At 57.0% G+C, this 19,771-nt stretch carries 18 protein-coding genes, 2 tRNA genes and 1 pseudogene; 3 read left to right on the top strand and 18 right to left on the bottom strand.

From position 1 onward, the window contains the following. From Q5H33_RS06400 to Q5H33_RS06380, 5 genes and pseudogenes are all read right to left on the bottom strand, one after another. Positions 1-655, bottom strand: a pseudogene (locus Q5H33_RS06400) (diaminopimelate decarboxylase); the annotation flags it as partial. A gap of 5 nt (positions 656-660) precedes the next feature. Next, complete coding sequence (argS, locus tag Q5H33_RS06395; protein WP_302423621.1) at positions 661-2,451, bottom strand: arginine--tRNA ligase; 1,791 nt, start codon at positions 2,449-2,451, stop codon at positions 661-663. A gap of 31 nt (positions 2,452-2,482) precedes the next feature. Continuing rightward, on the bottom strand, positions 2,483-3,865 hold the full coding sequence (locus tag Q5H33_RS06390; protein WP_117612425.1) for an amino acid permease: 1,383 nt from the start codon (positions 3,863-3,865) through the stop codon (positions 2,483-2,485). Between the two features lie 323 nt (positions 3,866-4,188). After that, on the bottom strand, positions 4,189-4,578 hold the full coding sequence (locus tag Q5H33_RS06385; RefSeq protein ID WP_004223323.1) for a Rid family detoxifying hydrolase: 390 nt from the start codon (positions 4,576-4,578) through the stop codon (positions 4,189-4,191). Positions 4,579-4,740: 162 nt separating this feature from the next. Beyond that, positions 4,741-4,816 (bottom strand) — tRNA-Arg (locus Q5H33_RS06380). Between the two features lie 242 nt (positions 4,817-5,058). On the opposite strand from Q5H33_RS06380, the gene Q5H33_RS06375 reads away from it, so the two are divergent. Then, positions 5,059-5,697 (top strand): hypothetical protein, encoded by a 639-nt coding sequence (locus Q5H33_RS06375; protein ID WP_142421129.1) that lies wholly within the window; start codon positions 5,059-5,061, stop codon positions 5,695-5,697. Between the two features lie 98 nt (positions 5,698-5,795). On the opposite strand, the gene Q5H33_RS06370 is transcribed toward Q5H33_RS06375, so the two are convergent. The 3 genes from Q5H33_RS06370 to Q5H33_RS06360 form a co-directional block, all read right to left on the bottom strand. Further along, entirely contained in the window at positions 5,796-6,764 is a 969-nt protein-coding gene (locus Q5H33_RS06370) for a tetratricopeptide repeat protein (protein WP_117645897.1), read from the bottom strand. Between the two features lie 103 nt (positions 6,765-6,867). Then, the gene (locus Q5H33_RS06365; RefSeq protein ID WP_034879771.1) at positions 6,868-7,866 is read right to left on the bottom strand and encodes a hypothetical protein; all 999 of its coding nucleotides are present in this window, start codon (positions 7,864-7,866) and stop codon (positions 6,868-6,870) included. Beyond that, positions 7,866-9,092 carry a hypothetical protein gene (locus Q5H33_RS06360; protein ID WP_055063659.1) on the bottom strand — a complete coding sequence of 409 codons (1,227 nt, stop codon included), beginning with the start codon at positions 9,090-9,092 and terminating at the stop codon, positions 7,866-7,868. Before Q5H33_RS06360 ends, Q5H33_RS06365 begins: the two co-directional genes overlap by 1 nt. Before the next feature lie 81 nt (positions 9,093-9,173). On the opposite strand from Q5H33_RS06360, the gene Q5H33_RS06355 reads away from it, so the two are divergent. Further along, a complete protein-coding gene (locus Q5H33_RS06355) occupies positions 9,174-10,130 on the top strand; it encodes an FKBP-type peptidyl-prolyl cis-trans isomerase (RefSeq protein WP_171842413.1) in 957 nt (318 codons plus the stop codon). Between the two features lie 60 nt (positions 10,131-10,190). Here the strand turns inward: Q5H33_RS06355 and nucS are convergent, their stop codons facing one another. From nucS to metA, 10 genes are all read right to left on the bottom strand, one after another. Further along, positions 10,191-10,895, bottom strand: a complete 705-nt coding sequence (nucS, locus tag Q5H33_RS06350) for an endonuclease NucS (RefSeq protein ID WP_022245574.1) — start codon at positions 10,893-10,895, stop codon at positions 10,191-10,193. A 181-nt stretch (positions 10,896-11,076) separates the two neighbouring features. Next, on the bottom strand, positions 11,077-11,355 hold the full coding sequence (locus tag Q5H33_RS06345) for a F0F1 ATP synthase subunit epsilon (RefSeq protein WP_004223302.1): 279 nt from the start codon (positions 11,353-11,355) through the stop codon (positions 11,077-11,079). Beyond that, positions 11,355-12,836, bottom strand: coding sequence for a F0F1 ATP synthase subunit beta (atpD, locus tag Q5H33_RS06340; RefSeq protein WP_302423612.1), 1,482 nt, complete (start codon positions 12,834-12,836; stop codon positions 11,355-11,357). The genes Q5H33_RS06345 and atpD overlap by 1 nt, the downstream gene beginning before the upstream one ends. A gap of 8 nt (positions 12,837-12,844) precedes the next feature. Next, the gene (locus tag Q5H33_RS06335) at positions 12,845-13,765 is read right to left on the bottom strand and encodes a F0F1 ATP synthase subunit gamma (RefSeq protein WP_004223300.1); all 921 of its coding nucleotides are present in this window, start codon (positions 13,763-13,765) and stop codon (positions 12,845-12,847) included. A 3-nt stretch (positions 13,766-13,768) separates the two neighbouring features. Beyond that, positions 13,769-15,397 (bottom strand): F0F1 ATP synthase subunit alpha, encoded by a 1,629-nt coding sequence (gene atpA / locus Q5H33_RS06330; RefSeq protein ID WP_302423610.1) that lies wholly within the window; start codon positions 15,395-15,397, stop codon positions 13,769-13,771. A gap of 71 nt (positions 15,398-15,468) precedes the next feature. Next, positions 15,469-16,296 carry a F0F1 ATP synthase subunit delta gene (locus Q5H33_RS06325; RefSeq protein ID WP_302423608.1) on the bottom strand — a complete coding sequence of 276 codons (828 nt, stop codon included), beginning with the start codon at positions 16,294-16,296 and terminating at the stop codon, positions 15,469-15,471. 29 nt (positions 16,297-16,325) lie between these two features. Then, entirely contained in the window at positions 16,326-16,847 is a 522-nt protein-coding gene (locus tag Q5H33_RS06320; RefSeq protein WP_004223295.1) for a F0F1 ATP synthase subunit B, read from the bottom strand. A 59-nt stretch (positions 16,848-16,906) separates the two neighbouring features. Next, positions 16,907-17,134: an ATP synthase F0 subunit C gene (atpE, locus tag Q5H33_RS06315; protein ID WP_003809874.1), complete on the bottom strand. Its 228-nt coding sequence runs from the start codon at positions 17,132-17,134 to the stop codon at positions 16,907-16,909. Positions 17,135-17,190: 56 nt separating this feature from the next. Beyond that, positions 17,191-18,000: a F0F1 ATP synthase subunit A gene (gene atpB, locus Q5H33_RS06310; RefSeq protein WP_003833854.1), complete on the bottom strand. Its 810-nt coding sequence runs from the start codon at positions 17,998-18,000 to the stop codon at positions 17,191-17,193. A 471-nt stretch (positions 18,001-18,471) separates the two neighbouring features. Further along, positions 18,472-19,506: a homoserine O-succinyltransferase gene (gene metA / locus Q5H33_RS06305; RefSeq protein WP_004223292.1), complete on the bottom strand. Its 1,035-nt coding sequence runs from the start codon at positions 19,504-19,506 to the stop codon at positions 18,472-18,474. Positions 19,507-19,696: 190 nt separating this feature from the next. Between metA and Q5H33_RS06300 the strand changes: the two genes are divergently transcribed. Further along, positions 19,697-19,770: transfer RNA gene (locus tag Q5H33_RS06300), tRNA-Met, on the top strand. The last annotated feature ends 1 nt before the right edge of the window (position 19,771 follow it).

The raw sequence follows: 19,771 nt of genomic DNA, 5'->3' as shown, positions 1-19,771 counted from the left end.
CGCTTTCGCCTAGGCGTGCGTTCGACCCTGCGGGGGTCACGTCAGCCAAATCGTCGAGCACGTTCAGCTTGCTTGCATCGGCACCAACCGGCAGCAAGGCGACACCGAACTTCTGGTCCTCATGCGCGGTAGACACGAATTCGTGGCCGCCCGCATGAATGCCGGACGTAACACGCAACATCACGCGAGCGCGCTTGCCGAGACGCTTGGCGATTTCGGCGATGCGGGCCGGCTCGTTCGGCTCGTCCACCACGATTTTGGCGAAGCCTTCGGTAATGGCGAGTTCGATTTCCGCATCGGACTTGTTGTTGCCGTGCAGCACGAGTCGCCGTCCGGGAACGCCCGCGGCGAGCGCGATGCGCATCTCGCCCATGGTGCAGGTGTCGATCAGCATGCCGGATTCGGTGACGATACGGCAGATTTCCTTGGAAAGCAAGGCTTTTCCGGCGAAACTGACGTGGGTTACGGTGTTGTTGAACGCATTTGCCGCGGCTTTGACGAATTTGGCGGCGCGGGCTCGCACGTCATCGGTGTCGATGACGTAGAGCGGCGAACCGAATTCGTTCAGCAGGCTTTTGGCAGTGCGACCATGGAACGTGATTTCACCTTGCTCGTTCACGTTGGAGCCGGCCGGCCAGATGGGGGTGACTGCCATGGCGATCACATCCTGTCTGGGGCTGCAACGCCAAGCAGGTCAAGGCCTTCGGCGATAACCGTCTTAACGGCGTCATTGAGCTTCAAACGTGCGGCTGCACGAGCCGGTTCCGGAGCCTTGGCGATGCGCAGGGCTTCAGCCTGTTCGCCGCGAGCTTCCGGATCGGTGAGCTCCATAGGCACCACGCGTTCCACGTTGTACCACTTGTGGTAGGTGGCGGCGAGGTCTTCCAAGTAATGGGCTACGCGATGCGGGGCGCGCAGGTCTCCGGCTTCGCGCAGCAGGGCCGGCCACTGGGCGAGCGCGGCAAGCACTTCGCCGTCGGCGGCGGTGTCGAGCAGGCTTACGTCGGCACCCTCGTAGGTGATGCCGGCAGCAGCCGCATTGCGATCCACATTGCAGGAGCGGGCGTGCGCGTACTGCACGTAGTACACCGGATTCTCGTTGGAATGCGAAGCGAGCAGGTTCAGGTCGATGTCGACCGGGGAATTGTAGTCGGTGCGTGCCAACGAATAACGGGAGGCATCCACGCCGATAGCGTCGGTCAGATCGTCGATGGTCACCACATTGCCGGCGCGCTTCGACATGCGCACTGCCTTGCCGTCCTTCAGCACGTTGACGAGCTGGCCGATAAGAATCTGCATGTTTTCGCCAGGTTCGTCGCCGAATGCGGCGCACATGGCCATCATGCGGCCGATATAGCCGTGATGGTCGGCACCCAGCATGTAAATGGCGATGTCTGCCGGATCGTTGTCACGATGACGCTTGTTGCGATAGTAAGCAATATCAGCTGCGAAATACGCGTAGTTGCCGTCGGACTTGATAATCACACGATCCTTGTCGTCACCATGCTTGGTGGATTCGAACCAGGTTGCGCCATCCTTTTCGTAAATGTCGCCGCGTTCGCGCAGATCAGAGATCGCCTTGTCGACTTCGCCATCGGAATACAAGCTGTTCTCATGGAACCACACGTCGAAATTCACACGGAAATCCTTCATGGATTTGCGGATTTCGTCGAACATCATCGGCACTGCACGCTTGCGGAATTCCTCACGCTGTTCGGAATCGCCCTCACCCAGCGGATTGCCATCGTTGTCAACGCCACCGTCGACGCGCGGCAGGTCGAGAATCGCAATACCGTCGGCTTTTGCCTCATCGATGACGCGACGTGCGATCTCATCGATATAAGCGCCCTTGTAACCGTCGATCGGGGTTTCCTCACCGTGGGCGGCCGCGACCAGCGACTTGGCGAAACGGTTGATCTGCTCGCCGTGATCGTTGAAATAGTATTCGCGCACCACCTTGGCGCCGTTCGCCTCAAGCACGCGGGCCATGGAGTCGCCGACCGCGGCCCAACGGGTGCCGCCGATATGGATCGGACCGGTCGGATTGGCGGACACGAATTCAAGATTCAGGGTCTTGCCGGAAAGATGGTCGTTCTTGCCGTAGTTCGCACCCTCGTTAAGCACAGTGTCAACCACGGCTGCGGCGGACGCGGAATCAAGCACAATGTTAATGAAGCCGGGGCCGGCCACTTCCACGGACTTGATGCCATCGGCATTGGCGAGTTCCGCGGCGAACAGTTCGGCGAAATCGTGAGGCTTCATGCCGGCCTTCTTGGCCAGCTGCATGGCCGCGTTCGATGCCCAATCGCCGTGTGCGCGGTCCTTCGGACGCATGACGGCGAATTTGGCCTGCGGAGGGATGAGATCGGTGGTCAGGGTGCCTGCCTTGCCTTCATTCACAAGGTTGTTGGCAATATTGAAAATCAGTTCACTAAGCGCTTCTGGACTCATTCCTCCAAGTCTACCGATTATGCAGACAGAATCAGCCTTGCGTATCGCCCCGCGTATCATCCTGCAGTTCGCCATGCTTCCTACGCCAAGCCACCGAAGCGTAATAGCCGATATAGCAGATCGCAACGAACGGAATCATATACAGCAATGTGGAACGCTGCGACGAATCGCAAATCACCAAAACCAACGCGCCGATGCACATCACAATCGCAGCAATCGGCACGAACGGGAAACCGGGGGCACGATACTTCAAATCGTCAGCCGAATGCCCTTGATCAAGCCACTGCTTGCGGAAACGCAAGTGGCAGACGGAAACCGACGCCCACACCACCAGTGTGGCCAAGCCGGAAACCGCAACCAACGCCAAATACACCGTCGAAGCGGCAACCACGGAAGACAACAACGCCAACAGCGATCCAGCCATGCTGAACAGCACCGCGAACACGGGCACACCATGGAAATTCGTCTTGCCGAGCACGCGCGGGATCATACCCTCCTGCGCAAGCGACCAGACCATGCGCGAGCACACGTACAAGCCGGAATTCGCAGCGGAAAGCACTGCCGTCAACACCACGAAATTCATCACATCGCCGGCAAACGGCATGCCGATCGACTGGAACACGAGCACAAACGGACTCGTGTCGACGCCTGACCGATGCCACGGAATCAGCGCGGACATCACCGCAATCGAACCGATGAAGAAAATCGCAAGACGCAACACCGTGGTATGCACGGCCTTCGGAATCGCCTGCGCCGGATCCTTCGTCTCCCCCGCCGCGACACCAACAACCTCAGTGCCCGAAAATGCGAACACCACCGTCAGCAGCGTCGAAAAAATCGGGATCACACCATTGGGGAGCCAGCCGTCATTATAGAAATTCTCAAACAGCGGTGCGTGATCGTAACCGGCAATCGGAATCGCACCAAACATGGCAAGCAAGCCGATCACAATGAACACGATAATCGCAAACACCTTAATGGATGCGAACCAGAATTCCGACTCGCCATACAGCCTCACCGACAGAATATTGAGCATGAACACCACCGCAATGAAGGCGGCGGACCAAATCCACGCGGGCGAATCAGGAAACCAACGTTGCATCAGCAGACCGGCTGCCGTGAATTCCGAAGCGAGCGCCACCGCCCAATTCAGCCAGTACAGCACGGCGATGGTGAACGCGGTGCCGGGGCCGATGAAACGCTTCGCATACAGGTGGAAGCTGCCTGCATACGGCATGGCCACCGACAGTTCGCCAAGGCTGAGCATCACAAAATACACAAGCATGGATCCGATGCCATACGCGATGATCGCGCCAAGAGGGCCGGCTTGGTGAATCGTGTAGCCGGAGCTGAGGAACAAGCCCGTACCGATCACACCACCTAGCGAAATCATGGTCAGATGGCGGGTTTCCATCTTGCGTTCAAGACCGCCCTGCTCGACTTCAGCGGATTCAGCGGCGTCAGTGTCTGCAGTGGATGCGTTGACTTGCGATTCGGCCATGCGCGACTGCTCCTTCATATTTGGATGGGCGCGTTCTTGCGTTCTTGCGTTTGCATGCGTTTGCACAATACCCAATCGCATTACTATACGGAAATCGGTGGAATCATGTTGCCTGCCGTTCACTTTTAACGGCAATCCTGAGATTGCATAAACAAAAACAGGCTCGCATGCAGCGTAAGAAACCGCATACGAGCCTGAAAAGGATTTTCTGGAGATTTGCAATCAGCGCACTGAAATCAGAGCACAGCGATGGCGTCGATCTCAACGAGAGCGCCCTTCGGAATGTTGTTGCCGCCGAACGCGACGCGGGCCGGCTTCACGGAGCCGATGAAGGTCTGCGCATACACGTCGTCGATCTCGTGGAAGTCTTCGACGTTCTTCATGTAGATGGTGGCGCGGCAGACGTGTTCGATGCCGGTGCCTGCGGCGTCAAGAATGTGCTTGATGTTCTTCAGTGCCTGGGCTGCCTGCTCGCCGGCGGTTTCGCCAGCCAGTTCGCCGGTGACTGGGTCGATGCCCAGCTGGCCTGAGACGAACACGAAACCGTTGGCCTTCACGGCCTGGCTGTATGCGCCCAGCGCCGCCGGGGCTTCAGAAGTCGCAACCGCTTCCATCTTCTCGCTCATAATGTTCTCCTTTGAAGAACGTGTTATTGCATCTTGCTTGCGTTCAGGCCGCGGCAAACCACGACAACGCAATCTCAAGCAATCACTGTACCCATGGAATCGACACGCATTGTCCCATGTTCCAAATACCGGCTCCCTGCCCCGGCTCTTCACTTGTCTTTGTGGTGGGCTTGATGGGGATCGAACCCACGACCTTCTGTTCCGGAGACAGACGCTCTATCCACTGAGCTACAAACCCGTGCGTCAAACTACTTTACACTGCCTTGAGATGAAAGCGACACTTTTTACGGAAAAACGATCTTCGAATCTCGGATCATTATTGCGAAAACATAGCTACGGCGGATCTTTCGACAGCACACCCAACCCTAAAGGGGAAATAACGGGCATAGAACGGGGAAGGAACGAGAGATAGCGTGCGCCACAACGAAATTTGTAGCAACATAACACCATTTGAAGCGTCTTTTCCACTAGACTGAAAATATGGTTGAGGATTCAGGCAGAAATATAGGCGATTTCGAATACACGCGCCGTTTTTTCTGCCGTGCCCTGCCGACGCAGTTGGATGATAACGACAGTCCGACGCTGATCATACAAAGTTATTACGTGCATCAGGATAATTACGCGCTGCGCGTGCGATTGAAAACAAAGTCCGTCCGCATTGCCATGACTCCGGACCTCGACCCGCTGGCTGTGCTCGAAAAGTATCGCGACGAATTCCGGATTGGATCAGTCACCGTGAAAGGGCCGTCCGTGGGAGGCACGCGATATGAGGCGAGCCGCGATTTGGATTCGCGCATCGCAGGGGAGCTCATCAAACGCGGCGGACACGTGACCATCAAAAACCGTTTCACCGACTGGATCGATGAGGACGGCTGGAACATCGACGTGTTCGGAGGCACCAACGCTCCCCTGATCATTGCGGAAGCGGAACGTATCGGGCCGGTCACCAATCTGGTGATCCCGAAATTCTGCACCACCGAAATCACCGACCAATCGCGGTTCAGCAATGAAGGGCTTGCCGCGAATCCATATTCACGATGGAAATCCGAATTCGAAGATGAACTGGAAGCAGACGGACCGCAATTCCTCGACTATTTCGGCACCAACCGTATGGAATAAGTCTTTTAAAAAAACAACCGTAGGCCGTAAAGAACGATGTAGCTGCGCAGCCTACGGTTGAGCGGTACCTAAAACGGTACCTAAAGTCAATAAACGAATCAGTACATGAGCGTGGCGAGGCGACGGCGGGCGCGCTTCAAACGCTCGTCGGTCGGCTCAGGAATCGTGAAATATTCCAGCAGACGCTTGCGCACCGGTTCAATATCGGCCTTATGGCCGGCCGCAACGAAATCCAGCAAACGATCGAACGCATCCTGGATCTGACCGCCGATCATATCAATGTCAGCGACGGCAAGCTGTGCTTCAACATCATCGGGATTGTCGGCAGCGGCGGCACGCACCTCACGCACGTTCGCATTGGCGGAACGGGCCAACAGCAACGCCTTCGCACGCTCGCGGGCGGCACGCGCATCGTTCGGATCGGCTTCAAGCACCTTCTCGTACGCGGCTGCGGCGCCAGCGTAATCGCCCTGCTGTGCCAGCATATACGCCTCCTGATGCTCCGGAGGCACCTGCTCCTGGGCGCCGGCAGCGGAAGCCGAGTTTGCCGCATCGGAATTCGGATCGCCGGAATACGGCGCGGAACCGGTCACACCGGCCTGCTGCGCGGCTGCGACCAGATTCGGAATCACCGTATCCACGATCTGCTGCATTTCCTCAGCGGACGGCAAGCCCTGCAGAATCGGCATCGGACGGCCGTTGATCAACGCGAACAATGCAGGCGCGCCCTGCACTTGGAACGCCTGCGCAATCGACGGATTCGACGCGATATCGATACGAGACAGCTGAATCTGGCCGTTCAGCTGGTTCACGGCATCGCCCAGCTGGCGTGCCATGTCGAACAGGCGGTCATCGGTCGGCACCCACAGCAGCAACAGGATCGGGAACGTGGCCGACGTCTGCACCATGGCCTGGAACGTGTTCTCCGTGGTGTCGATCACATAACCGCCGGCGGCCGGAGCGCCTCCAGCCTGCCCCGGCTCGGCCTTCACCTGATGCTTCAACGCTTCAAGATCGACGGCTCCCGCCAAGGAAACTCCCGGATTAAACGGCCTTTGACCTGCCATGCTTGCCTCCTAGATATCAACAATCAACAACATTAAGCGCCCAGCGCAACACACATTGCAAACGTTCGCCCCAAGCTTACGCGCATTCGTGCGACTGTCACGATCACAGTGCCTCAACACGAACCGGCTGGCGCTCGGAACCGACTGCAGTGATCTTCGCGTCAGAATTTGCCGGAGGCACGTACAGCGCGACCACATTCACATACGTGGTTTTCATGGTGCTGGTGGCCTGACCGTCGCCAAACAGCGCTTTTTCCGCATCGGAAGCGGGCTGCGACTCACGGCCGGAGCCAGCTGAACGCGTCCATTCGGAATTGATCTGCGCCACCACCAGATCGCCACCATCCGCGGAACGCATAACGCTGATGGCACCGTCAACCGGTGTGAACACCTGCTGCTGCGATCCCTCGTTCAACTCCATGGCCTTCTGCACCTGTTCGGTCAGATCGGCAAGCTTCGTACGCAAATCGTCGTCGGCAAACTTCTGCGCATACTGGCTGGACGCACCATTCTGCAACACGTCGGCATACGCGGCGACCGCATCCTTCGGGGTCATGACCAGACCGGTGTCTTTTTCCGTTCCCTGCTCGCTACCGGTTTTGGAAATCTCAAAACTCGGCATCTTCACGCCCGAAAACAGTCGTGCCACACCCCACAACTTGTAGTTCTGACGTGCGGAATCCTGGCGGAACACCAGCAGACGCTTGGACTGCTGGTCATCCGTGGTGGAAGTGATGGAAAACACCGAACGCGGCCATCCACTGTCCGTGGAAATCACGGCCTGCGCAAGATCAGTTGGAATCGTGGTCTTGCGGTCAAGATTGCCCGTGACCTGCGCCACATGAAGTTCGCTAGTGCGAATCTCAAGTTCCGGCCCCTCCAAAATCGAACCGAGGGCGTCGATATTGCGATCGTTATTGCACTGGTCAAGCGTTTTGAGAATATTCGTACGGATGGTTTTCTCTTGCTTGGCGGTCAGATTCGGCGCATCTTGACGTTGCGTGGTTTTCGGCTGCGGCAGCTGCCCCTCGCATCCGCACATGCCAACGACCATTCCCAATGCGAGTACGGCCGCCGCGATTACGTTGAAACGCTTCTTCATCACTTGGCCTCCTCGTTGTCAGGTTCGTCGGACTTGTCGTTGTCGGATTCGTCGTTTTCGGATGTTTCGTTGGATCCGACCGACTCGGTCGTTACGGCCATTTCGTCAACTTCGTTGGGCACGTTGATTTCATCGGATACCGCGAATTCTACAGATCCCGAGGCCGCTGCGGCCGCACTGCTTTCCTCTTGTGCGAGACGTGCGAAATATGCGGCAAGCTCGTCTTGCGAAATCACGGAAGTCTGTTCGAAATCGTCGTTTTCTTCAACACCATCAGCGGCAGCGTTCTGCTGATCGGCAACGAGATTGCGCGCGCCGGGATCGACAATCGTAGGCTGCGCAACTTCGTTTTGGCTATTTTCCGAACCACTCGCGCGATGCCCAGCATGACGGCGACGCTTACGCTTCGGCCCGCTCTTTTCGCTACGGGCGGCACTCGCTTCGGCGTTCTTCACCCATGCGGCAACCTCGTCATCGTCACCCTGCGTGGAACCGATGCCGTCAACCATGGCAAACGCGCGCTTGTTGCGACGCTTATGCGGAGGCATGGCAAACACGGAAGCCGAAAGCACCGCAAGTATTGCCAGCAATCCGCCGGAAAGATAGAACGGCATGGCGAAATTCAGCATCGAACGACGGTTCCAATCAAGTGTGACCGAACCTCCCTTGCGATCGCCGTAATCGATAATCGCAACGGAATCCTCGGCATTATTCGTATTAGCACCCTTGAACTGCATATCAACGGAACCGGCATTGCATTTGACGGTGCGCCACATGTCGGAATCCTGGAAGGCGACCTGGCCTTCGGAATTATCGGCGGTGCCCTGAGCCGTGGTCTTCAGCGTGGACAGGGTGGACCAGTCGGACAGTCCGGTGACGCGCGTGTATTTGGATCCCGCGATCCATCCGGCGATATCGCGGGCGGAACCGATGGCGATGCACACGTTCGCGGATTTGTCGCGCGACTTCGCCGAAATGGTGACGCGATCGTCAACCAATTGCAGCACATTCGGATCGGTGACCACATACTGCGATCCCGTAACCGAGGCGGACGCCGTGACCTGTGCCGAGGGCTTCCAAATCGTCGCGTTCAAGACGCCAAGCACGATGCAAGCAATGGCAAGCAAGCCGAAAATAGGCGTGACAATGCCGCGCATAATCTTGGCGTGTCGCGTGGGACCCGCCTTGGACTGCGGCTTTTCCTGTTCTTCCTGCAATAAAGTCATAGCATTCACTATTCTACATTGCCTCTCTGCAAAAGCCTGAAAAAACTATGAAAATCAATGATTGCCACTAAAGTGGAACCTATGCGCAAATCTACTCTTTTCAAAGCCGTCGCAGCCGCCTGCACAACGATCATGTGCTTGGGTTTCGCGGCATGCGGAAGTTCCGACACGAAGTCTGATTCCTCCTCCGATTCATCTTCGTCTTCTTCCGATTCCTCGTCGAAGATGAATCAGATCGCCGGTGTGACCGCCACGGGCAAGCCCGGTGAGAAGCCGACCGTCTCCTTCAAAACCCCTATGACGGTGGAAGACAACAGCTACGTCGTATTGCAGAAAGGCAATGGCGACCAGATTGAAGACGGCGACCGCATATGCACGCAGGGTATCGCCATCAATGTCAAGGATGGTTCCGAACTCATGAGCACCTGGGAGAAAAACACCCCCGATTGCTCTACGGTGGTCACCTCCGACACCAGTCAGATGACTGAGGATTATTACAACATTTTCAAGGATCAGAAGCTTAACGCCACGCTTGCGTTCGGTGTGAACGATTCGAATTCCGCTGGCACCTCCTATTTGATGGTGCTCACGATCGTGTCGAAGTCGAAGGATCTGACGAAGGCAACGGGCACGAAGGTGCTTGACGTTCCTGCCGATCTGCCGAAGGTGACGCTTGCGAAGGATGGCAAGCCGTCGATCGATATGAACGGATACAAGGGTTCCGACACGTTGATCTCGCAGGATTTGATCAGGGGCGAAGGCGCCGAGGTCAAGGATACGCAGACCGTGATCGCGCACTATACCGGCTGGCTGCTTGACGGCACACAGTTCGATTCCTCGTGGGATCGCGGTGCTTCGTCGAGCTTCTCGCTTGATGAGGTGATCACCGGTTGGAAGCAGGGCTTGGCAGGGCATACCGTCGGCTCGCAGGTGCTGCTGGTCGTGCCGCCGGACCTTGGCTATGGAGACAAGGATTCCGGCAAGATTCCAGCGAACTCTACGTTGGTCTTCGTAGTCGACATCCTCGCCGCCTACTGATCTACATCACGATTCGCTTATAAAAAACTCCCTGCATAACAACAGGGAGTTTTTTATAAGCTAGAAGAGTCGTAGGGAGTCGTCTTCGGCACCTTTCATTTCGTCATAGTCGAGGATCAGGCAGTCGAAGCCGCGGTCCTGAGCGAGCACGCGGGCTTGCGGCGTGATGGTCTGCGCGGCGAAAATGCCACGCACGGGGGCCAACAGCGGGTCTCGGTTCAACAGCTCGCAGTAACGGGTGAGCTGCTCCACGCCATCGATGCCGCCGTTACGTTTGATTTCGATGGCAACATGCTTGCCACTGCCGTCGATGGCCATAATGTCGACCGGTCCGATGGCGGTCGGGTATTCGCGGCGCACCAATGTCGCACCTTCCCCGATGCGTTCGATCTGTTCGGCCAGATACTTCTGCAGATGGTCTTCGACACCGTCTTTGATCAGCCCCGGATCTTCGCCCAAATCGTATGTTTCGTCGGAATAAATATGCTGCAATGTCACTTCGAGCACGTCATTGGATTTATCCGCCGAAGCACGAATGACTTTCTGCGGAACCTCCGTAGTCACGTCGTCGTCGGCATGTTCCGGAGTGATGTCTTTGATGGTGCAGGGCGCCGCCATCCAGTTGAGTGGCTTGTACGAACCAAGTTCGGAGAAAATCAGCAGACTGTTATCGGCTTTGATAAGCAACACACGCTTGGCGAGCGGCAAGGACGCATTCAAACGCCCGGAATATTCGGCAGAGCAATCAGCAACAATAATTCGCACGAAGCACTACCCTACCATGATTGTCGTAAGCCATGAATCCCACGATATGTACAATCCTATTTTTGTTTTGATTAATCTTTTTTTAAAAAAAAACAGTCCGTCTGCTGCAACTACAGAATCGCAATCATATGCAATTGCTGCAATCGCAGCAGACGGACCGTCAGAAGTATGCTACCGAGTGCTACTCTGCCATCTTGACGTCACGTCCACGCTCAACCGCAACGGTGAGCTTGTTCGAATCGAAGGAGATGAAACCGTCGGTCACTTCGAAGGAGCGACGGCTGCCATCCGGATCCACCACAACGATGGTTCCTTCCTTGATTACGGTCAATACAGGCTCGTGGTTGGGCAGGATGCCCATTCCGCCTTCAAAGGCAGGAATGGTGACGGACTTCGCCGTACCGTGCCACACGGGGTGGTCGGCGGCGACGATGTTCACCTGCATTGTCAATCCGGCCATCACGCACCGTATTCCTTCTGCATGTCGTGCCACTTCTTCTCGAGATCGTCGATGCCGCCGATACCGGAGAATGCCTGCTCCGGAACGTCGTCGTACACGCCGTCGCAAATGCGGGTAAACGCTTCGATGGTCTCATCGGCCGGCACGTAGGAGCCCGGACGACCGGTGAACTTTTCAGCGACGTAGAAGTTCTGGCCGAGGAACTGCTCGATCTTACGAGCGCGGTTCACGGTGGTCTTGTCCTCTTCGCCGAGCTCGTCGATACCGATCAGGGCGATGATGTCCTGCAGCTCCTTGTTACGCTGCAGAATCGCCTTGACGCGGTTCGCGCAATCGTAGTGAGCCTGGCCCACGTAACGCGGATCAAGGATTCGCGAGGTGGAGCTCAGCGGGTCCACTGCCGGATAGATACCCTTGGAAGCGATGTCACGGGAAAGCTCGGTGGTTGCATCCAAGTGGGCGAAGGTCGTTGCAGGAGCCGGGTCGGTGTAATCATCGGCCGGCACATAGATGGCCTGCAGCGAGGTGATGGAGTGACCGCGGGTCGAAGTGATGCGCTCCTGCAGGGCACCCATTTCGTCAGCCAGGTTCGGCTGGTAGCCCACTGCGGACGGCATACGGCCGAGCAGGGTGGACACCTCGGAACCAGCCTGGGTGAAGCGGAAGATGTTGTCGATGAACAGCAGCACGTCCTGGTTCTGCACGTCACGGAAGTACTCTGCCATGGTCAGTGCGGTCAGCGGGACACGCAGACGGGTACCCGGCTGCTCATCCATCTGGCCGAAGACCAGTGCGGTCTTCTCAAGAACGCCAGCCTCATCCATTTCGCCGATCAGATCGTTACCCTCACGGGTACGCTCGCCGACGCCTGCGAACACGGACACACCGCCGTGGTTCTGGGCGACTCGCTGGATCATTTCCTGAATAAGCACGGTCTTGCCGACGCCTGCGCCACCGAACAGACCGATCTTGCCGCCCTGCACGTACGGGGTCAGCAAATCGATGACCTTGATACCGGTTTCGAACATCTGGGTCTTGGATTCCAGCTGATCGAATGCCGGCGGGTTGCGGTGGATAGGCCAACGCTCGGTGACCGTGATGGTTTCGTCATCCTTCTTGTTGAGGATGTTGCCGGACACGTCGAACACGTGACCCTTGGTGACATCGCCAACAGGAACGGAGATCGGACCACCGGTGTCGAGCACGGTGGCGCCACGAACGAGGCCGTCGGTCGGCTTCAGCGCCACGGTACGCACGGTAGAGTCGCCAAGGTGCTGTTCGACCTCAAGCGTGATCTTCTTCGTGGTTTCGCCCTCTTCGTTGGCGGTGTTGGTCAGCTCAACGGTAAGTGCGTTGTAAATGTCGGGCAGGTGGCCCACCGGGAATTCGACGTCGATAACCGAACCCTGGATACGCGTCACACGTCCATTGATCGGCTCTGCAGCCGTCTCGGGAGCCGCTGTGGTCTGATTGTCAGCCATATGCGTTCCTACTCTTCCTTCTTATTCAGCGCGTCGGCGCTGCCGATGATTTCGGTAAGTTCCTGGGTAATCGAAGCCTGTCGCGAAGCGTTGAGCTTGCGGGTCAGGTCGTCGATCAGGCTGCGGGCGTTGTCTGTAGCCGTATGCATGGCGTTCTGTCGGCTTGCAGTCTCGGATGCCGCCGCGGTGAGCAGGCATTCATGAATACGGGACTGGATGTACTTCGGCAGAATCGCGTCAAGCACTTCGTCGACGCTCGGCTCGAACGCATAAAGCGGGGTCGCGGCATCGGCATCGGATTCGGGCACAGGGCCGGAGTCCTGCTGTTCCGGAAGCACGAGTTCAACGGGCAGCATACGCAGCACGCGCACCTTCTGAACAACCATATTCACGAATTCGGTGAACACAATGTAGAGTTCGGAAACTCCACCTTCGCTCGCCGGCTTCATGTAGGCGTCCATCAGTGCCTTCGAGATGGACTCTGCGACTTCCACGCCGGGCTGGTCGGTATCGCCTTCCCAAGTACCGGCAACATCACGATTGCGGTACTTGTAGTACGTCACACCGCGACGACCATACACATACAGTTCCGGCTGCTTGCCTGCCGCATCGAGGCGGGCCAGCAGCGATTCCGTTTCGCGGATGATCGAGGAGGTGTACGGACCCGCCATACCACGATCCGAGGTGAGGGCGAGGACAGCCACGCGAGGGTTGTCCTCGTCCTTCTTCACGATCGGATGGTCGATATGGGTGTGGGCCACCAGCGCTTGCACGGCGTCGAAAATCGCATCGGTATACGGCTTCGCGTTCAAGGCGACGTCACGTGCCTTGGCGATATGCGAAGACGCGATCATCTCCTGCGCGTTGAAGATTTTCTCCAACGACGCGGTGGAGGCGATCCTAGATTTCAATGCGAGTTGCGAGCCCATGGATCACTTCTCTCCTGCGACGATCTTTTCCTGCTCGACCGGGGTGGCGTTCTTGACGTTAGGCTTCTTCTCGACCAGCGGCTTGCCCGCGCTGGTCACGAAAGTCTCACGGAACGCTTCCACAGCCTTGTCGAGGGCAGCCTCGGTGTCGGCGGTGAAATCTTCGGTCTCGCGGATGGTCTTGAGAATATCGGTGTTGTGGTCCAGGTAGTCCAGCATGGCCTTCTCGAACGGCAGCACGTCGTTCAGCGGCAGATCATCCATCTTGCCATGGGTGCCGGCCCACACGGAGACGACTTCCTGTTCCATGGAATACGGGGAGAACTGCGGCTGCTTGAGCAGCTCGGTCAAGTGGGAACCACGGTTCAGCTGGGCCTTCGAAGCCGCATCCAGATCGGAAGCGAACATGGCGAAGGATTCCAGGGAACGGTACTGGGCCAAGGAAATCTTCAGCGTGCCGGAGACCTTCTTCAACGCCTTGGTCTGTGCCGCGCCACCAACTCGGGACACGGAGATGCCGACGTCGACAGCCGGACGCTGGTTCGCGTTGAACAGGTCGGACTGCAGGAAGATCTGACCGTCGGTGATGGAAATCACGTTGGTCGGAATGTATGCGGACACGTCGTTTGCCTTGGTTTCGACGATCGGCAGGCCGGTCATCGAACCGCCGCCGAGGTCATCGGAAACCTTGGCGCAGCGTTCGAGCAGACGGGAATGCAGGTAGAACACATCGCCCGGGTATGCCTCACGTCCCGGCGGGCGGCGCAGCAGCAGGGAGATCGAACGGTAGGCTTCAGCCTGCTTCGACAGATCGTCGAAGACGATGAGCACGTGCTTGCCGTTGTACATCCAGTGCTGTCCGATGGCGGAACCGGTGTACGGTGCGATGTACTTGAAGCCTGCGGAATCGGAAGCCGGGGAGGCCACGATAGTGGTGTACTCCATGGCGCCGGACTCTTCGAGGGACTGCTTCACCGATGCGATGGTGGAGCCCTTCTGGCCGATGGCCACGTAGATGCAGCGGACCTGCTTCTTCGGATCACCGGATTCCCAATTACGCTTCTGGTTGATGATCGTATCGATTGCGATAGCGGTCTTACCGGTCTGGCGGTCGCCGATGATGAGCTGGCGCTGGCCACGGCCGATAGGCGTCATTGCGTCGATGGCCTTCAGGCCGGTGGACAGAGGCTCGTCAACCGGATGACGATGCATAACGTCAGGTGCCTGGGCCTCGAGAATACGACGGCCTTCGGTCTTGATCTCGCCAAGACCGTCAATCGGGTTGCCTAGCGGGTCCACGACGCGGCCAAGGTAGCCGTCGCCGACGGGCACGGAGAGCACTTCGCCGGTACGACGCACTTCCTGGCCTTCCTCGATACCGGTGAAATCGCCGAGGATAACCACGCCGATCTCGCGGGCGTCAAGGTTGAACGCCAGGCCAAGCGTGCCGTCTTCGAAGGTCAGCAGCTCATTGGCCATGCAACCAGGCAGTCCCGTCACGTGCGCAATGCCGTCGCCAGCGGTCGCGACATAACCGACTTCCTGGGTCGGCGTGTCCGACGGCTTGTACGACTCGACGAACTCATCGAGCGCCTTGCGTATCGTGGTGGGATCAATGGTAAGTTCTGCCATGATCACTCCTTATTGTTGTTTTTAAATTCAGTCAAGTCTTGTTTCAGGCTTGTTCACCGTGTGGCGTGCCGTCAGGCGGTCGCCTTCACCGTGCGCTGAAGATGTTGCAGCTGTGCGACCACCGTGTTGTCGGTGACCTCGTCGCCCACCTGGATGCGCATGCCACCCATGACGGTCGGATCGACCACCGAGTTGATGTGCACCGGATGACCGGTCTTCGCCGAGTAAATGGCGATGAGCTTTTCCACCTGCTCCTTGCTCAACGGCGTTGCCGTGGTAACAGTGACCATCGATTCGCCCATATGGCGGGAGAATTTGTTGATCAGCCACTGAATGGTCTGCAAGTAGCGGCGATTGCGCAGATTGCAGGTCGCGTGTTCGGCCAGACGCTTGGTCACCTTGGTGAAATCCGCGTCTCCAATCAGGCTGTACAGCAGCTTGACACGGGCTTCACTGGAAACGGTTGCGTCATACAGCTTGGTACGCACGACCGGAAGGTTGAGCAGTGCGGAATGCAACTCTGCGAGCTCGATGGAGACCTGCAAAGTCGTATTGGTGTAATCCGCGTAGTACATCATGCCATCAACGCCGAAATCCTCAACGGCATTGGCGATATCAGACACGCGGCTCCAACGGCGAGACACCAGATCGGACATGATCTCCATCACGAGCGGATGGGCCTGGTCTCCGATCAGAGTCTTGACTACCGCAACCTTGTCTTCGACTGGGCGCGACGGGTCGGTGAGGGCACGTTCAAGCTGGATGTTGTGGTCGAGCACGTTGGTGATCGTGAACAGTTCGTTCCCGATACGCCATGTGTCCTCGCCGCTGTCACGCAGCTTGGGGGCCAGCGAGTCACGCGAAACGCGGTCTGCGATACGCGATGCTTCTCCTCGCATTGGTCACCTCCCTTTCTTGAAGGTTTCGATCACTTCTTGTCGCTGTCCAAGTCGGCGATCATCTGGTCGATCATCGACGACTGCACATCGTCATTCTCGAGCTTGCTACCCAGGATCTTGCCGGCCAGTGCCGTTGCCAGCACGCCGACCTCACCCTTGAGGCTCACCAGAGCCTGCTGCTGCTGCGATTCGATGGAACGCTGGGCGGTGGCGGTGATCTGCGCCGCATCGTTTTCGGCACGAGTGCGCGCGTCAGCGATGATATGCGATGCCTCCGTACGTGCGTCGTCACGGATCTTGGATGCCTCGACGCGAGCTTTGCTCAGCTGAGCCTCATACTTCGCCTTGGCTTCATCGGCATCTTTCTGGGCCTGTTCGGCCTTGGCGATGCCACCTTCGATCTTGGCAGCGCGCTCATCGAACACGGCCTGGAACTTCGGCAGGAAGAACTTGTAGAAGAACACGGCGACGATGATCAGAATGACCAACGACCAGAAAATGTCGTAGCTTTTCGGAAGGAACAGTTCCATCTCGCTAGCTGCGGTCACCATAGTGTCTTCCTCCTTTCACGTTCGTTTGCGTCTTCGGTGTTTACCTTGGGGATCAAGTCTTACTTGATGAAGGCGAGCACGAAGCCGAGCAGTGCCAGCACCTCGACGAATGCCAGGCCCAGGAACATGAGGGTCTGCAGACGGCTGCCGAGCTCAGGCTGGCGAGCGGTGCCTTCGATGGTCTTGCCGATCAGGATGCCCAGACCGATGCCAGGGCCGATGGCGGCGAGGCCGTAGCCAACGACGTTCAGGTTGCCGGCAACCTCAGCGAGGGTAACGATATCCATGATTGTTTCCTTTCTGGTTATTGCTTGACAAGAAGCAACAATTAAAAAGCCGGCGGTCAGTCGATCTCCGGATAGCTCATATTGATGTATGCGGTGGTCAGGATGGCGAAGATGTAAGCCTGCAGGCAAGCGACCAGCGCTTCGAACAGGAACATGAACATGCCAGCCGCGAAGGTGACGACGCCGAATGGCATGAACACCTTGTTCACCACATCAATGAGGAAGTACTGCGTGGCCGAAAGGCACAGCGCAAGAATCAAGTGGCCCGAAACCATGTTGGCGAACAGTCGGATCGTCAACGAGAACGGACGGATAATCAGCAGCTCAAGCAGCTGAATCGGGGACAGCAGAATGTAGATCGGGGCCGGAACACCCTTCGGGAAGATCTCATCCCTCAGGAAGTGGCCGAGGCCCTTTTCACGAATGCCTGCAATCCAGTATTGGCAGAAGCACCACATGGCGAATACCAGCGGCAGCGTAATGGTTGCGCTTGCCGCGATATTGAAGCCTGGGATGATGCCACACAGATTGAAGACCAACAACGTGCAGAACACGGTGGTGATCATCGGCACATAACGCTTGCCGCGCAGCTCGCCCATCACCTGATAGACGATGTTGTCACGGACGAATTCGATCAACCATTCGACTGCTCCCTGCCAACGGCTGGGGATGAGCTTTGCACGGCTTGCCGTAATTCCGAGAACCAGCAACATGATGACGGTCGCAAGGATGCGAACGAGGATGATGCGGTTGATGGCGAACGGCGTGCCCTGAAAAACGAACGGATCGGGAAGGAAGTCATCGACACTGGGCATTTCGGGACCATCAGCGATGGTCAGCATGCCCTTTCCCAATGCACCAATCATTCACGCCTCCTGCTCTTGTGTCAGCTGTTAGTTTAACCCAACAACCGAGTCGAATGTGACGTTCTGGTTACTTAACCAAAGCGTACTTCGAAGTGCGCGTCGACGCGAACGGAGTCCCGTGCGACGCATTCGACTCCGAATGGCTGGATAGGATTATTAGCCCGTGTCTAGACAACATCCACACACTTGGGCTTTTCCATACTCCCATTTGGTTTTCCCGGCGTTTCGCAGCAAGCTGTACTAACTAGACACAGCTTTGTGAATCGTCGGATAGCCGACGCAACCAATAGTTTGTTTTACGAAAACAGCATATTGATAAAACGTTTCACCAAGTATATCACATATAACACAGGTGCTGCATATAAAGAAAGAGGGGCCGCATACGCAAGCCCCCACCAGTAAACAGCCGTAAAGTCACGCGCCAATCACGGCCGCACGTCAATCACATCAATATGCGGATCAATCCACAAATCAATCGTGAATCACGCCATAACCGTCACGCACGAACGGCGCAAACGCGTCGACACGCGGCGAACCCGGCTGATGACGAATCGAACGATCCGTGCCAAGACGCTTCTGCGCACGAAGCTGCGGAACCTCGCTCAAATCGTATGGCGTGGTCTGATACACCCAATTCAGCCAATTGCGCCACAGGAGATTGGCATGGGCGCGCCACGCGAACACCGGCTCCAACTGCGGATCATCATGCGGGAAATAGTTTTCGGGGAACGGCACATTCGTCATGCCCTTCTTCATATCACGCTCATACTCCTCGGCCAAGGTGTACTTGCCGTACTCCCAATGGCCAAGCGCGAACACTTCCGAAAAATCACGGGTGGCGATCAGCCCAGGACCGGACTTCGGACCCCACGTGAGCACCTGCAACTCCGGATTGCGCGCGATATCACCCTCGTCCACCCCCGCAAGGCGAGAATGCGGCTGCAGGCAAATCTCATCGAAGCCGTTCGTCAAAAAGCAGTATTCATCCTGCAAATACTGCGGAAACACGCCAAAAATCTTCTCTGGCAAATTCTCTTTACGCACGTTATAGCGATAATTGAGCGCACCCATCGCACCCCAGCACAAATACATAGTGGAGAACACATGCGCGGAAGCCCAGTCAAGAATCTGCTTGAACTCATCCCAATAATCGACCTGTTCGAAATCAAGATGCTCAACAGGGGCACCCGTCACCACGAAGCCGTCGTAATAGTTGTCTTGGAACGCCTCAATGGTCTCATAGAACTTCACCAGATGGTCGGCGCTCACATGCGTACCCTCGTGCGTGGAGGTCTTCATGAAATCGATCTCCACCTGCAGCGGACTTTTCGAGATCAAACGCAGCAGCTGCGTTTCCGTCTCGATTTTCTTCGGCATGAGATTTAAGATCACCAGCTTGAGCGGACGCACGCGCTGGCGCTCCGCTTCAGGCTTTTCAAGCGCGAAAATACGCTCGGAGTCGAGAATGTCTCTGGCCGGAAGGCCGCTGGGGATCTTGATAGGCATGCTTCTATTATGGTGCGGGCTCGGATATGGCGCACTTCCCTGCCCCACGATCAGCCGAAACCGTTATAGGAAAAATGAATAACGCGCTATTTGCAACGCGGTTTTGCATGGCCGGACTGATGCGACACGCCGATTTGACATATTTGGAAGTAATCGTAAAGTTAATAGAGCTGTCTTAAAGACAAGCCGACGCGGGGTGGAGCAGCTCGGTAGCTCGCTGGGCTCATAACCCAGAGGTCCATGGTTCAAATCCATGCCCCGCTAC

The organism is uncultured Bifidobacterium sp. (assembly GCF_959020145.1).
Lineage (GTDB): Bacteria > Actinomycetota > Actinomycetes > Actinomycetales > Bifidobacteriaceae > Bifidobacterium.
This window is presented reverse-complemented; position numbering and strand designations above follow the sequence as displayed.

Bases quoted from the DNA above. Each gene is read 5' to 3' on its own strand.
- Q5H33_RS06320 (WP_004223295.1), bottom strand. From the start codon at position 16,847: ATGGTGACCGCAGCTAGCGAGATGGAACTGTTCCTTCCGAAAAGCTAC.
- Q5H33_RS06390 (WP_117612425.1), bottom strand. From the start codon at position 3,865: ATGGAAACCCGCCATCTGACCATGATTTCGCTAGGTGGTGTGATCGGT.
- Q5H33_RS06385 (WP_004223323.1), bottom strand. From the start codon at position 4,578: ATGAGCGAGAAGATGGAAGCGGTTGCGACTTCTGAAGCCCCGGCGGCG.
- argS (WP_302423621.1), bottom strand. From the start codon at position 2,451: ATGAGTCCAGAAGCGCTTAGTGAACTGATTTTCAATATTGCCAACAAC.
- Q5H33_RS06345 (WP_004223302.1), bottom strand. From the start codon at position 11,355: ATGGCCGGATTGACAATGCAGGTGAACATCGTCGCCGCCGACCACCCC.
- Q5H33_RS06360 (WP_055063659.1), bottom strand. From the start codon at position 9,092: ATGACTTTATTGCAGGAAGAACAGGAAAAGCCGCAGTCCAAGGCGGGT.
- Q5H33_RS06370 (WP_117645897.1), bottom strand. From the start codon at position 6,764: ATGGCAGGTCAAAGGCCGTTTAATCCGGGAGTTTCCTTGGCGGGAGCC.
- metA (WP_004223292.1), bottom strand. From the start codon at position 19,506: ATGCCTATCAAGATCCCCAGCGGCCTTCCGGCCAGAGACATTCTCGAC.
- Q5H33_RS06365 (WP_034879771.1), bottom strand. From the start codon at position 7,866: ATGAAGAAGCGTTTCAACGTAATCGCGGCGGCCGTACTCGCATTGGGA.
- Q5H33_RS06335 (WP_004223300.1), bottom strand. From the start codon at position 13,765: ATGGGCTCGCAACTCGCATTGAAATCTAGGATCGCCTCCACCGCGTCG.
- Q5H33_RS06355 (WP_171842413.1), top strand. From the start codon at position 9,174: ATGCGCAAATCTACTCTTTTCAAAGCCGTCGCAGCCGCCTGCACAACG.
- Q5H33_RS06375 (WP_142421129.1), top strand. From the start codon at position 5,059: ATGGTTGAGGATTCAGGCAGAAATATAGGCGATTTCGAATACACGCGC.
- Q5H33_RS06325 (WP_302423608.1), bottom strand. From the start codon at position 16,296: ATGCGAGGAGAAGCATCGCGTATCGCAGACCGCGTTTCGCGTGACTCG.
- atpD (WP_302423612.1), bottom strand. From the start codon at position 12,836: ATGGCTGACAATCAGACCACAGCGGCTCCCGAGACGGCTGCAGAGCCG.
- atpE (WP_003809874.1), bottom strand. From the start codon at position 17,134: ATGGATATCGTTACCCTCGCTGAGGTTGCCGGCAACCTGAACGTCGTT.
- atpB (WP_003833854.1), bottom strand. From the start codon at position 18,000: ATGATTGGTGCATTGGGAAAGGGCATGCTGACCATCGCTGATGGTCCC.
- atpA (WP_302423610.1), bottom strand. From the start codon at position 15,397: ATGGCAGAACTTACCATTGATCCCACCACGATACGCAAGGCGCTCGAT.